Origin of the sequence: Shewanella sp. ECSMB14102 (genome assembly GCF_000813075.1) — a bacterium.
GTDB classification, from domain to species: Bacteria; Pseudomonadota; Gammaproteobacteria; order Enterobacterales; family Shewanellaceae; genus Shewanella; species Shewanella indica.
Genome location: NZ_JWGX01000045.1, coordinates 47,407 through 62,061, shown reverse-complemented (window position 1 = coordinate 62,061; position 14,655 = coordinate 47,407). Strand labels below are relative to the sequence as shown.

Below are 14,655 nucleotides of genomic sequence, written 5' to 3'. Positions count from 1 at the left end.
GGCGCGAATGGCACGGTGACGGGCACCGCCCAGATCACCGACAATGACATTCTCGGAGGAGGCAGTATTAACCTATCTTTGCAAGATGCTGATACTGTTGGAGATAATCATGACACTGATAGTTCATTCCTTACATTCACAGCTAGTGGTGCGGCCGATATCATCGACTTCACGTTTGGTCCAACTTCAGGAATTACTGTCAGCGGTTTGGATGGGAATATTACCTGGCTCGTCGATAGCAGCTCCGGAGACTTGGTAGGAAGCATTGACGGTACACCAATGATTGTTTTATCACTTAATGGTGGCGTTATTGGCTCAGGTCAAACAGGTAATGTCAGTGTCACTGCAACTTTGCTGGATAACTTACAACATGGGAGTGTTCCTGTTGATATCGATTCAATCAATATCACAGGCATTGTTATTAACGCTGTCGATTCGCTCAATAATAGTGCCAGCGGCACAGTTAACCTTACTGTAGCGGATGATGAGGTCGTTCTGATTGCTGGTCCTCTGAATGGTACCAATGCTCCTGATACTTATATCGGTACGCTTGATACCAGTGGGGTAGATCAAGCTTACACCTCCGATCTCAGCGGCAACGTAAACGGCTGGGATGCTGGTTCTCAAACCTACTTTGGCGAGTCTGATATCACGGCCGGAGGCAAAACAGTCTTCTTCTTTGTCGATCCAAACAACCCGGATCAACTGTTCGCTTATACAAGCGATGAAAGCCCTGCTACGGCCTATGATGCATCTAACCCTGATCAGACGCTGATTTTTACTCTCAGCACAGATCCAAACAGCGACAGCTATCAGCTGGATATACTACAGAGCATAGATAAGCTGAAAGAGATCGACATCGGCGCACTGGTTGGAGGTAAAGGCGGTATCAGTGGCACTGTGTATGTCACTTATGACAATGCTACCGGTGCCTACGACATTTACAACGATCCAAGCAAAGTGCCCTCTGATGCCGAAGTTGCTTTCACACTTTATGGCCGTGATGGCAACGGGGACTTGGCCGACGTCAATGGTACAGATAACGGCTTTGGGGTGGCTAACCCTTGGGTTTCCGGTGGTGAGACCCTTATCGTTGACTATGCAGACACAGTAGCCAGTGCCAGCTTTAACTTCAACGTCGGTAATAACGACCCTATGCTGGTGCACTACAAGGCCTATGACGCCAATGGCCAACTGTTGGGTGAAGGCGAAATCGGCCCCAACGAAATTATCAGTGATTTGGGCGCTATCGCCTATATCGAGTTGAGTGCTGTAACGCCTGACGGTGCCAAGTTCCAACTGACCGGCACAACCGCTCAGGAGATCGTCAGCTCAACAGAGCCTCTGGATCTGGACTTTGAGGTTGTAGTCACCGACAGTGACGGCGACCAGACCACTGGTAATCTGGATATTCACCTGGATGCACCAGGAGGCGCACCAGTCGCTATTATCTCCCATGCACTGGCCAGTCTGGATGAATTTGGTTTGCAGGATGACAACCTGGATACAGATCAACAATCGCTGCGCTTCAAGGCCGGTGACAGTGAACTTTCAGACTTCGGCTTCAACTATCAAAATGGTGACTTCAGCGGTATTAGAGTGGAAGGGATAAGAGAAAACTTCCCATTGAGCTGGCGCCTTGAGGGTGAGTATCTGATAGCTTCAATGCCGGGTAATGGCCCCAACAAAGATGTATTGAAGATAAGCCTGGATTGGTCTGCCATAGCGGCTGGCAGTGAAGGCAATATCATAGTCAACGCCGAGCTGATAGGGAATCTGCCTCATAGTATAGATGTCGACTCGCTGAAGATTTCAGGTATTGAGATTGTTGGTACAGATAACAGCAACCAAACCGCTGTATCGACTCTGGATGTTAAAGTCGAGAAGTACACGGCTGCTGTGGATGATTACCAGGAAATCAATGAAGATCAGCTGGCAAGCGGCAACATTTTTGACAATGACACAGGTGAACTAAACAATGGCCAAGACCTTGAGTTGGCGAGCTTTACTGTAGCCGGGGATAGCCAAGTCTACAGCGCAGGAGAAGAAGTCTCGGTTGAAGGTGGCACTCTGGTTATCAACCTGAATGGTAGTTATACCTTCACTCCGGAAGCCAACTGGAACGGTACTGTGCCCGTTATCACCTATGTGACCAACAATGGTGATACTGCGACCCTGACTATCGAGGTCAACAGTGTCAACGACGCTCCGATTATCGTTACCACAACCAATGCCGTTGTCTCTGAGGAAGGCTTGACCAATGGCCTGCCGGATTCAAACGGCAGCAGCGATACCACTGACAGTACCACTGCAAATGGCACTATCCAGCTTCAGGATGTGGATGCTGATGCACTGACTGTTAGCCTGACACCACCAAGTGGTATCACCTCAGGTGGCCAGACAGTTACCTGGCAGTGGGACGCAGCGACTCACACACTGACAGGCTCTGTAGGTAACCTTGCAGTAATGTCTGTGGTACTGACACCGCCAGCGGGTAATGGCAGTGGTGATTGGGACTATCAGGTCAAGCTGTTGGGACCAATAGATCACCCAGATACCAGCATTGAAGATGTTAAAGATCTGACCTTTGGTGTCAGTGTCAATGACGGCAATGGCGGTACTGTCTCCGGCAGCTTCGTGGTCAGCGTTGAAGATGATGCGCCTTACATGCCGGATACCGCACCGGTAACGGCTACGGCAACCGATATCCCGGACACCCTGGTCGGTGCCTTCAATCTGACCGGTGACACTGATGATAGAGGGCAACTGAACTTTGATGGTTTCACCATCACGGCCAGAGGTTTCACCTCATCTACCGATCACACTCTGACCTCTGCAAACATTAACAGCAGTAGTTCAGGCATAGGGGTTGCCAGTGTTGGCTCGCCATACCACAACATAGATAACGAAATAGATTTCCGGGTATTTGCCGATGGCACTGGGGTTTCTGAAGAGATCATCATAGATCTGGACCCCAATACCCTGGCGTTCGGCATGAAGATAGAGTTTGCCAATATCTTTGGAGGTGAGCTTGAAAGCGGTGTGGTTGAGTTCTGGCGTGATGGCCAACTGATATCCAGCCAAACTTTCAGCTCGGATAAAAGCAACGGTGACTATGCGGCTGACTTTAACGTGCAGGATGGCGGCTTTGATAGAGTTGTTATCAAGGCAACCGACAACGGTAAAGCTCCCAGCCATGAAGACAACAGTGACTTCACCATCAAATCCTTAGAGTTCACTGGCACAGGCGACGCCCCGGCAATCGCCTATGCCTCAGGTGAAGTAACGGCCCAATGGGGCGCTGATGGCCAAGGCAGCCTTGCATTGGCAGGTGTGACCGACACATCCCTGGTGACCGCCGACGGGGAAGCCGTTGAAGTGACCCTTTCAGGCAATACTTTGCTGGGTCAAACAGACTCGGGCGACTTGGTCTTTAAGCTGGAATTCACCCCTGGCACGGGTCACTGGGACTTCTATCAGTACCAGACGATGCAGGGCACCGAAGACGGCGACCTGGACTTTGCGGTCACGGTAACCGATGCCGATGGTGACACTTACAGCGGCAATATCGCTGTGGTGCCTGTATTTAACTATCAGGTCACTGAAGCGGGCCCAGGCGCTCAAACGCTCAATTTGGGTAACGCCGAAGATATCGTTATCGGCGACCTGGATGGCTCAGTCGTGGTTCCCGGGCAGGATTACAATATCGCCTTTATGGTCGATAGCTCAGGAAGTATTGGATATAGGGCTATGGAGGCGATGAAACTTCAGTTGGCTCAAGTATTTGAGACACTCAAAGCCAGCGCCGATTCAGATAATGCCGGCACAGTTAACATATTCCTGACCGATTTCGACTCTCAAGCTAATTTGTCAGTCAGCGTCGACCTGGGAGATCCAGATGCCCTGAGTAAGCTCCAAACCGTTATCGATAGCATGGATGGAGCTTATTGGACCGGTGGTGGCACCAACTATGAAGATGTTATCAAGACAACGGCCAACTGGTTCCACAGCGATACGGCTCTTGCCAACAGTAACGCTGAGAATCTGGCATTCTTTATCACGGATGGCGCGCCATCTGTCTATCAGTACTATGAGGATACCAACCCGATAGTCAATCGAAAGACTGGCGAGACTCTGGATGACTTGGTCAACGTCAATAACTTTACTCTGGGTGAGGAGTTTTACGCCAATATCGGAGGAGAAGCGAGACTAATCATAGATGCCGACGGTAACCTTTATCAATGGAGCAAAGATAGAGGGGATTGGAGTCCGAATTATATTGGTCATATTCGGGCGCAAGGGGACGGTACTTACGAGATATCAAGCACCCTCAATGGTAATTACTGGGCATTGCAAAACGCCCTAAGTGCCCTGCCATTACTGACAGGCAATGATGTCATTGTGCAAGCCATAGGGATAGGTAACAATATTTCGACTGGCACATTGCAACAGTTTGACAGTGATGGAAATGTCCAAACCAATGTCTCTGCCGATGAACTAGCCGAGGCTATTCTCGGCAATGAAATCACCGATATACCTGGCTCAGATACCTTGGATGGCGGTGCGGGTAACGACATCATCTTCGGTGATGTGATTCGCTTTGATGGCATTCAAGGCCAGGGTTACAGCGCACTCAAAGCCTTTATTGCCGGCGAGTTGGGCCAAAGCGATGCAACCGATGCTGAAATTCACGGCTATATCAGCGAGCATCCTAACCTGTTTGATAAGTCAGGCATTAATGATATGGGTGACATCATCCGCGGCGGCGAGGGCAGCGATATCCTCTTTGGCCAAGGCGGTAATGATGAACTCTACGGCGACAATGGTAATGACATGCTGTTCGGTGGTAATGGCAACGACCTGCTGGTTGGCGGCAATGGTGATGATTGGCTCACTGGTGGTCAAGGCGTAGATACCTTCAGCTGGAAAGCAGGAGAAACCGGCACCGACCACATCACTGACTTTGAACTCAACAAAGATAAGCTGGATCTCAGTGAGCTACTGTTGGGTGAAGAGCACAACTCACTGGAGCAATATTTCCAGTTCAGTGTTGCTGATGGCAATACCACCATCTCTATCGATGCGGATCTGGACGGTGAATTCGATCAGCATATAGTGCTCGACGGTGTCGACCTGTTTGCGGAATACGGCAGTGATGAAAGCGACATTATCAATGGCCTGCTGGGAAGTAACGGCGATGGTCCTCTGCTTGTCGATACTCAATCGGCCAATCCAGGTGCTTCCTATGTCAGCCAGAGTAGTTCTTCTGGGCTGGAGCAGTCAAAACCAGACGAAGTGTATTAAAAGCTCTTTGATTTGAAGGCCGGCCTATATTGCAATTCGCAATATAGGCCGGCATGGCTGATACTAGAATTAATCATATAAAACGAAAGGATAAGTCGTTCTGTGACCGCATCCGCTTCACCTAAACCTGAACAATGGACTATCTCGGCTTCCCAGCGAGTCACTGTAGACCCTCTGCTCGATAGCCTGGTTCTATTGACAGAATACTTCGGCAGCCCCTGTTCCAGCGAGTCTCTGGCGGCAGGCCTCCCCTTGTCTTCAGCCATTTTGTCACCGGAACTGGTGCCACAGGCTGCTGCCAGGGCCGGTCTGACGGCAAAGCTTTCCCGTAAAGGCTTGAATCAGGTTACTGCCATTCAGCTTCCTTGTATTTTGCTTTTGAAAGACAAGAAAGCTTGCATCCTGCGCGAACTGGATCTGGAACAACAACATGCGGTGATCCAACTGCCGGAAACCGGCGGCGAACAACGCCTATCTATAGAAGAGTTGGAAACCCTCTATGTAGGCTATCTGTTTCTGGTGAAACAACAGTACCGTGGCGATATGGGATTTGATGTCTATCATCATGACCACAGTAAACACTGGCTACTGCAAACCATTAAAGACTCGGCCCCCATCTATCGTGATGCACTGATTGCCTCAATCCTGGTGAACTTGTTTGCCCTGGTTTCACCGCTGTTTATCATGAACGTCTACGATAAAGTGGTGCCCAACCTGGCGTTCGAATCACTGTGGGTTCTGGCTATCGGAGCCGGTATTGCTTATCTGTTTGATTTGGTCATGAGGCAGCTGAGAAGTTACCTTATCGATGTTGCCGGTAAGAAAGTCGACATCATAGTCTCATCGCGACTGTTCTATAAGGCAATCGGCATTCCCCTCGAAAACCGCTCGGCCAGTGTCGGTGGTATGGCGCGTCAGCTGGGTGAGTTTGACAGCATCAGGGAGATCCTCACCTCGGCAACAATAACCACGCTGGTTGATCTACCCTTTGCATTATTGTTTGTGTTGATTATCTATCTGGTCGCAGGCGATCTGGCGCTAATCCCCCTTGTCGCTAGCCTCATCATCATCGGCTATACCTTGATTGTCCAACCCAGGCTCAAGACCGCTATTGAGGAAAGCAATAAATTTGCCAGCCTCAAGCATGGCCACTTGATCGAAAGTCTCGCCTCTCTGGAATCCATTAAATCCTATGGGGCAGAAGGCCTGGTACAGAAAGCCTGGCAGCAGATGATAGGTCACACAGCCAATTGGCAGTTGCGCTCGAAAAAGCTCTCCAACTCAGTGGCCAATGTCGCCAACTTTGTGGTGCAGCTGACCGTCGTCAGTGTCGTTATTCTAGGGGTTTACCGGGTTGCCGATAATGATATATCCATGGGTGGGATCATTGCTGCTGTGATGCTTGCCAGTAGGGCCGTTGCGCCTATGGCACAGCTGGCTAATTTAATGACCCGAGCCAACCAAACTGCCAGCGCGCTGAGACAGCTGGATCAGATAATGACCCAGGAAGATGAATTTGAAAACAAAGGCCACCTTGTCAGCAAACAACGATTGATGGGCAAGATAGAAGCCGACGACCTCAGCTTCAGCTACCCCGGCTCGGAAAAACCTGTATTGCACCCCTTCGCCTTGAGGATCCGTCCCGGCGAGCGGATAGCCATTATCGGCCGTAACGGCAGCGGCAAGAGTACTCTGGCCAAGCTGTTGGTTGGACTGTTTAAACCCAGCAACGGTAGCCTAAGATACGATGGCATAGATAGCGCCCAGATCCACCCGAGCGATCTACGCCGTAACTTCGGCTATCTGCCACAGGATGTCACCCTGTTCCACGGTTCGGTTCGGGACAATATTCTCTTCGGCACCCGTCAGGTCACAGAACATCAGTTGATCCGAGCCGTACAGCTCTCCGGAGTCAACCTGTTTACCGACTTGGAATCAGAAGGCCTGGATCAACAGGTAGGTGAAGGCGGCCATTCGCTGTCCAGAGGACAGCGTCAAACAGTGGCCTTGGCCAGAGCCATACTCAATGACCCACCAGTGCTGTTGATGGATGAACCCACAGCCAGCTTGGATGCCAGAGCCGAGAAGCAATTCATGCGCTCGATGCATAATGTCAGCCGCGACAGAACCTTACTGATCATCACCCATAAGATGCACCTGCTGAATCTGGTGGATCGCATCATAGTGATGGATAGAGGCCACATCATTGCCGATGGTCCCAAAGACAAGGTGCTCGAAAAGCTCAACCAAGGGCTGATGGCTGGAGGCAAGTAATATGAATAAGCACCTGACTTCTGATGACTTGGAAATGGTAGACGATGTCTACGGCGCCATGATGACAGATGCACCCACCAGCCACAGATTGATTATCTGGTCGCTGGCGGCGATGATACTCTGCTTCCTCACCTGGGCCTATTTTGCATCCCTCGACCGAGTTACCAAAGGCACGGGTAAAGTGATCCCCTCTTCCCAGGTACAGGTCATCCAAAGTCTGGATGGCGGCATTTTGAAAGAGATGTACGTTCAGGAAGGCATGCTGGTCAAACAAGGTGAGCCCTTGGTACGCATAGACGATACCCGTTTTCGTTCCGATGCCGCCCAGCAGGAGCAAGAGGTCTATAGCCTGCAGGCCAATGTTATTCGCCTTCAGGCCGAACTGAATAGCATCTTTATCTCGGATATGACCAACGACTGGCGCGAACAGCTCAAAATCACTAAGATCCCGCTGGTATTTCCTGCCGAGTTGACAGAAAAAGAACCCGAACTGGTCAAGCGCCAGCAGGAAGAATACGCCGGACGCCTGGATAACCTCAGCAACCAAGTGGAGATCCAGGCAAGACAAATTCAACAGCGGCAACAGGAAACCGAAGAGTTAACCTCGAAAATCGGCACCTTGAGCACCAGTTACCGCTTGGTCAGCCGTGAACTGGAACTGACCAAACCTTTGGCACAAAAAGGCATAGTGCCCGAGGTGGAACTCTTGAAACTGGAACGTACAGTTAACGACATTCAAGGCGAGCTGGCGACCCTCAGGGTGATGCGTCCCAAACTCAAGGCCAACATGGATGAGGCGATTCTCAAGCGTCGGGAAGCGGTATTGGTTTATGCCGCCGATTCCCGCGCACAACTGAATGAGATGCAGGCCAAGCTGGCACGCATGAATGAAGCCCAGGTAGGCACCAAGGATAAAGTCAGCAAAGCCGTTATCACCTCACCGGTCAACGGAACCATTAAAACCATAAATATCAACACACTTGGAGGAGTAGTCCAACCTGGTATCGATATCATGGAGATAGTCCCTTCCGAAGACCAACTGCTGATCGAAACCCGAATTTTGCCAAAGGATATCGCTTTCCTGCATCCGGGGCTGCCCGCCATAGTTAAGGTTACTGCCTATGATTTTACCCGTTACGGCGGGTTAAAAGGCACAGTGGAACAGATAAGTGCAGATACCACTCAGGATGAAGAGGGCAACAGCTTTTATTTGGTAAAAGTGCGGACCGAAGAGTCCAGCTTAATTAAAGACGATGGCACTGAGATGCCCATTATTCCCGGCATGTTGACCTCTGTTGACGTAATTACCGGGAAAAGAACTGTCCTTGAGTACATACTTAATCCCATTCTAAGAGCCAAAGAAACAGCGTTAAGAGAACGCTAGGCTCATAGTCACAATAAACCTGGAGGGTTTAGCATGAACAAGAAAGTTACTCGGCTGGTGAAACCCAGTGCCTTGGCACTGGCGATTACCGGGCTGATGTTGCCCACGGCAGGGTTTAGTCAGACCCTGGAACAAGCCGTAGCGCAAACATTGGATACCAACCCGGAACTACGACTTGCCTTTAACCGTTTCAAAGCTCGTGAAGAGCAGGTAAACCAGGCGATAGCCGGTTACATGCCAACGGTAGATATTACCGGTGGTTATGGCTATGAATACACTGACAGTCCGGCTACCCGCCGCCGTTTGGCCGGCACCACGGATGATGAAATTGAACTAAAACGGGGCGAATTCGGTGTCAGCATCAAGCAGATGCTGTTCGACGGCTTCTTTACCAGCAGTGAAGTCGACAGGTACAGCTTCGAAGCCAGTGCCGATCAATGGGCGCTGTTTGCCGCTGCTGAAGATATGGCGCTGGATGTTGCCAAGGTCTATATCAACTATATACGTAGCGAGCAGGTGTTGACGCTGGCAGAGAAAAACCTCAAGAGCCACCAGGACATCTACGAGCAGATCAAGCAACGTACCGATTCGGGCTTGGGCTCTACCGCGGATCTGTCACAAATCACGGGTCGTCTAGCTCGCGCCAATGCCAACGTAGTGTCTGCACGCAATAACTTCCTCGATGCCAAGAGTCAGTTTTTCCGCATTACTCATCAGCAACCGGAAGACCTGATAGTACCGGTTCCGGATGCCGATATGTTGCCGGCGGACGTAGACTCCAGTATCAAGATGGCCCAGGAGCACCATCCCATTCTCAAATCGGCCGCCAGTGATATCCGCGCCGCCGAATATGAGAAGTCTTCGGCTCAATCCAACTACTACCCCAAGATCACGCTGGAAGTAGAAGGTAACATGAACAACAACCTGGACGGTGAAGACGGCTTTAGCCGGATCGCCAGCCAAAATGTCGGTGGCCACAACAATGACATTCTTGCCATGGTGAGAGTGCGTTACAACCTGTTCGCTGGTGGCCGTGATTTAGCCCGTGAAAAAGAAGCCAGCTACAAGATAGGTGAAGCGAAGGAGATCCGTGAGCGCGCCTATCGTGAAGTGGTTGAAGGCGCCAACCTTGCCTGGAACGCATACGAGTTCCTGGGACCACAGAAGCAATATATTCGCGATCATGTCATTGCAGCCAAGGACACTCAAGTCGCCTACTCACAGCAATTCAACCTGGGTCAGCGTACCCTGCTCGACTTGCTGGATACCGAGAATGAACTGTTTGAAGCCAGGAAAGACTATCTGACCGCCGAGTATGACGAAGTGATTGCCAAATACCGCGTACTCAATGCCACAGGACAACTACTCGACTCGCTTAGAGTCACTCGCCCCGATGTATGGAAAGGGGAGCGTGAATATGAAGGAGGAGTTAAATAATGAAACTCTTTATCACTCTGCTTAGCGTCGCCATACTGGCGGGTTGCTCAATGCGTGACACTGTATCCATGGATCAACCGACGGCTCAGGTCAACGACCTCAATGATCATGACAGAGACGGTGTTATTGAAGCCCGTGAACGCTGCTCAGGCACTGTCGAAGGTGCCAACATTGATAATTATGGTTGTGGTAAGATCAAGCCTATCAATGAACGCTCCGAGTTGAAGATACTTTTTGCCAACGATTCCTTCTACATAGATCCTCAGTATTATGATCAAATTGGTGTCATTGCTGACTTTATGAAGCAATATCCCAGCACCAAGGTGACCATCGAAGGGCACTGTAGCCGTACCGGTAGCTATGATCACAACCTGAAGCTATCGCAAAATCGGGCAAATGCCGTAACCAAAGTGCTGAAAGATCAATTCGGCATTACCGCCGATAGACTAACCGCAGTAGGTTACAGCTATGATAAACCTGTAGATCCAACAGACACTCAGTTGGCCCACAAACGTAACCGCCGGGTTATCGCCGAGGTAACAGGCGAGGATACTATGGCCGATATGAAGTGGAACATCTACACTGTGGATCAAGAAGTGAAATAGGACCTTGATATCCCCATATGACAGGCAGGCTCAACCAGTATTCACTGCTCAGAAGGGTCTGCCATTACACAGTACTGGCATCGACTCTGGCCGTGTCATGCCTGTACGCCGCATCCACCCAACAGCTAGACGCCAACAGCATTACCAAAACGCTGGAATCACGTTATGGCGAGCGGGCAGGCCTCAGGGCCAGAGCCTGGTTCAAGATACTGGACGAGGCGCAAGGGTTGGACGATATGGGAAAAATCACCAAGGTAAACAACTTCTTTAACCTGTTTCGCTTTGTAGATGATAGCAAACTCTGGGGGATGGCTAATTACTGGGCCACCCCTTTGGAGTTTATCGGAGTAAATGGCGGTGACTGTGAAGACTTCTCCATCGCCAAATACTTCACACTGCTGCAGTTGGGCATCCCTGAAGACAAGATGCGCATCACTATGGTTAAAGCAACCAGTGTTAATCAGTACCATATGGTGCTGGCCTATTATGAGACGCCCTCCTCTGTCCCTCTTATTCTGGACAATCTGGACCGCGAGCTCAAACCGGCAACACAACGTGGAGATCTGATCCCGGTATACAGCTTTAACGGTAAACAATTGTGGCTAAACAAAGAGAAAGGACGCGGTGTATTAGCAGGATCATCCGCTCGCTTGGAAAAGTGGAATGATCTGAGACACAGATTAGGGGCTGATCGCTTGCGTCAGCCAAAATTAAAACTGGAGTAGCTACAGCAATGACACTGTTTCGACAGATATACTCGTTACTGTTTGGGCTGTTTCTCTTGGTTGTCGCCAGTGTGGGCTATGTGCAATTCAATGAGACCCAGAACTTTCTAACCGAGCAGATGGAGTCGGACCTCAATAATGTCAGCCATTCATTGGGATTGATGTTGGTTCCATCACTGGAGGCCGGTGATCTCGCCACCGCAGAAACCATGGTTAATGTCATCTTCGAGGGAGGCTATTACCAACAGGTGAAGCTAACTTGGCTGGTTGATGGCAAACAGCAGGTCTGGAATAACAATATCCGCATCGAAGATGTTCCCCAATGGTTTATCAATCTGGGGATCTTTACCCCTTTGCGTAAAGAAAGCACCATTACTTCAGGTTGGCTGCAACTGGCCAAACTGGAAATTACCGCACACCCTGGGTTTGGTTACCACGAACTGTGGCGCATTATGAGCCATACCTTAATAGCCTTTTCAATTCTATTTTTGGTCGCCATATTGTTTGCACGCCTGGGCCTGACATGGATCCTCAGCCCGCTGCACTCCATTGCCGAACACGCTAAAAGCATTGCCAAACGGGAATTTGGCCCGGATATGCCGCTGCCTAAAACCCTGGAACTCAGGGATGTAGTCAACGCCTTTAACAGCATGTCAGCCCAGCTGAAGAAAATTTTCAGTTCTCTGGATGAAGAAGTCACTGCACTCAGGAAAAAGAATCTGGTGGATCAGGTATCCAACCTGCCTAATCGTCAGTATATGATGGGCCGCGTTGGCGGTTGGCTAGGTGAACCCGGCAGCGGCGCTCTGATGATGGTCAAGTTCGACTGGCTCGAAGAAGTCCACAGCAAGTATGGCTATCAGGTACGGGACGAAACCATCAAGCTGCTTTCAGAAAAACTGCAGCATGAGTTGGGCGAAATCTGTGAATCTGTCATTGCCCGTATCGCCGCCTATGAATTTGCTTTCTTGATCACCAATGTTGAACGTGAACAATTGAGTAAGTATCTACAAACCCTGATCCGTACAACCAACCAGGAAATGGTCAAGGCGGGTTGTAAACCCAATGAAGATTACGCCATAGGTATTGCCGAACGTATCGGGCAGATGACCAGTTCCGAGCTGCTGGCGCGCTCGGATAACGCCCTGCAAATCGCCCTCAAGGAAGGCAAGGTTTATCACTGGTTGGAGACCAACGAACAGCAGTTGTTCAGTCGTGAGAAGTGGCGCGATAAGCTTACCGACGCAATTAACCGCAAACAATTCCGTTTCCGTTGGCAAGCTGTGCACTATCAAGGATCTGACAATATACTGCAGCGGGAACTTTTCTGTCAGTTGCAAATAGGTGACAAACTGGTGCATGCAGGCCAGTTCATGCCTTATGTCGAGCTATTGTCTCTGGGTAGCTTGCTCGACCGCTGCCTTATTGAAAAGATCAGTGAAGATGAGTTGTTGGAGAAGAATGCCGAAGCCATTGCGGTTAACCTGACCCATCACAGCATCAGCGATCCCAAGTTCCACGAATGGCTCAATCACTTCCTGCGTAACAGCCGCCACGCAAGCCGGTTGGCCTTTGAGTTACCTGAAGCCGCCATCTATACCGATATTGACGCCTGCCAGGCGCTGTGCACCATAATTCGCGACAATGGCGCCAGCATAGGGATAGACCACTTCGGCCGTCAGTTCGGCTCCATGTCTTATCTGCAAAGCCTGCGGCCGGCTTATGTCAAGCTGGACCAATCCTTTGCTCAATATGATGAAAATCAGCACAACAGCGAATTGTGCCGGGCATTGGTCAACGTAGCCCGAGGATTGGAAATCGATGTGATAGTGACAGGCATCCAGGAAAAAGCGCAATTGGAGCGCTTTACACCACTCAAGACCCAAGCATACCAAGGCTTTATTTCACCACCTGTGAATGTTGAATAACAGATATAGGGCTCCCTTCGGGGAGCCTTTGTTTTAGGCTAAGCCGTCGAAACAGGGAAGCTCCAAGATACTCACGCACCTTGAGGATAAAAACAGGAAGGCTTTAAATGCTAAAAAACAAAAGACCCTGATTTATCAAGGGCTTATATGTTTTGATCGGTGATAGAAGATGCGACCCTCTGACCCTCTGCTCCACTCTGGTTTCCAAGTCAGGATACGCTACCAGGCTGTACTAATCACTGAATTCCACTTGTACCCATGAGAATATCTTAAAGGTCATCACAAGTTCGAAACTATGAAGATAAAAACAAAAAGCCCCTGATTTCTCAGGGGCTTAAATGTTTTGGTCGGTGATAGAGGATTCGAACCTCTGACCCTCTGCTCCCAAAGCAGATGCGCTACCAGGCTGCGCTAATCACCGAAATACTGTGTTGCTGAATACTTTCCAGCTTTTACCCGACGTAAAGTCAGATAAATCAAATTTGGTCGGTGATAGAGGATTCGAACCTCTGACCCTCTGCTCCCAAAGCAGATGCGCTACCAGGCTGCGCTAATCACCGAAATATTGCTTTATTGGGTACCTTGATAGGAAGAGGGTCACCCTCTGCTCCACTCTGGTTCCCAAACCGGGATGCGCTACCAGGCTGCGCTAATCACCGTAAGATTTGAAGCCGACTCGCTTCACGAAAGAAGTGGGGTGACTGATGGGACTTGAACCCACGACAACCGGAATCACAATCCGGGGCTCTACCAACTGAGCTACAATCACCACTGATATTTCTTTCACTGACTGGCACGCTTGAATCAAACTGGTGCGCCCAGAAGGATTCGAACCCTCGGCCTCACCCTCCGGAGGGGTGCGCTCTATCCAGCTGAGCTATGGGCGCCCGCCGTGTCAGCGCCGCATATAGTAGGTGGATTTCCCCCCCACGTCTACACCTGATTTGCTTTTTTTCGGTTGTTTGCTCAAGTTTTGACTGAAACAGTACAACAAATAT

The 14,655-nt window shown here is 50.1% G+C and carries 7 protein-coding genes and 4 tRNA genes; 7 read left to right on the top strand and 4 right to left on the bottom strand.

Annotation, left to right across the window (positions count from 1 at the left end; translation table 11 throughout):
• Window positions 1–279: 279 nt before the first annotated feature.
• From RC73_RS14935 to RC73_RS14905, 7 genes are all read left to right on the top strand, one after another.
• A complete protein-coding gene (locus RC73_RS14935; protein WP_039035385.1) occupies window positions 280–5,304 on the top strand; it encodes a type I secretion C-terminal target domain-containing protein in 5,025 nt (1,674 codons plus the stop codon).
• A 102-nt stretch (window positions 5,305–5,406) separates the two neighbouring features.
• Window positions 5,407–7,578 (top strand): type I secretion system permease/ATPase, encoded by a 2,172-nt coding sequence (locus tag RC73_RS14930; RefSeq protein WP_039035384.1) that lies wholly within the window; start codon window positions 5,407–5,409, stop codon window positions 7,576–7,578.
• Window position 7,579: 1 nt separating this feature from the next.
• On the top strand, window positions 7,580–8,962 hold the full coding sequence (locus tag RC73_RS14925; RefSeq protein WP_039035383.1) for an HlyD family type I secretion periplasmic adaptor subunit: 1,383 nt from the start codon (window positions 7,580–7,582) through the stop codon (window positions 8,960–8,962).
• Between the two features lie 33 nt (window positions 8,963–8,995).
• On the top strand, window positions 8,996–10,399 hold the full coding sequence (locus RC73_RS14920) for a TolC family outer membrane protein (RefSeq protein WP_039035382.1): 1,404 nt from the start codon (window positions 8,996–8,998) through the stop codon (window positions 10,397–10,399).
• Window positions 10,399–11,004 carry an OmpA family protein gene (locus tag RC73_RS14915; RefSeq protein ID WP_039035381.1) on the top strand — a complete coding sequence of 202 codons (606 nt, stop codon included), beginning with the start codon at window positions 10,399–10,401 and terminating at the stop codon, window positions 11,002–11,004. Before RC73_RS14920 ends, RC73_RS14915 begins: the two co-directional genes overlap by 1 nt.
• A 17-nt stretch (window positions 11,005–11,021) precedes the next feature.
• Window positions 11,022–11,729, top strand: coding sequence for a transglutaminase-like cysteine peptidase (locus tag RC73_RS14910; RefSeq protein WP_039035380.1), 708 nt, complete (start codon window positions 11,022–11,024; stop codon window positions 11,727–11,729).
• An 8-nt stretch (window positions 11,730–11,737) separates the two neighbouring features.
• On the top strand, window positions 11,738–13,657 hold the full coding sequence (locus tag RC73_RS14905) for a bifunctional diguanylate cyclase/phosphodiesterase (protein ID WP_039035379.1): 1,920 nt from the start codon (window positions 11,738–11,740) through the stop codon (window positions 13,655–13,657).
• Window positions 13,658–14,001: 344 nt separating this feature from the next.
• Here the strand turns inward: RC73_RS14905 and RC73_RS14900 are convergent.
• The 4 genes from RC73_RS14900 to RC73_RS14885 form a co-directional block, all read right to left on the bottom strand.
• Window positions 14,002–14,078 (bottom strand) — tRNA-Pro (locus RC73_RS14900).
• Between the two features lie 62 nt (window positions 14,079–14,140).
• Window positions 14,141–14,217: transfer RNA gene (locus RC73_RS14895), tRNA-Pro, on the bottom strand.
• 133 nt (window positions 14,218–14,350) lie between these two features.
• Window positions 14,351–14,426, bottom strand: a tRNA-His gene (locus RC73_RS14890).
• 41 nt (window positions 14,427–14,467) lie between these two features.
• Window positions 14,468–14,544, bottom strand: a tRNA-Arg gene (locus RC73_RS14885).
• Window positions 14,545–14,655 lie beyond the last annotated feature (111 nt).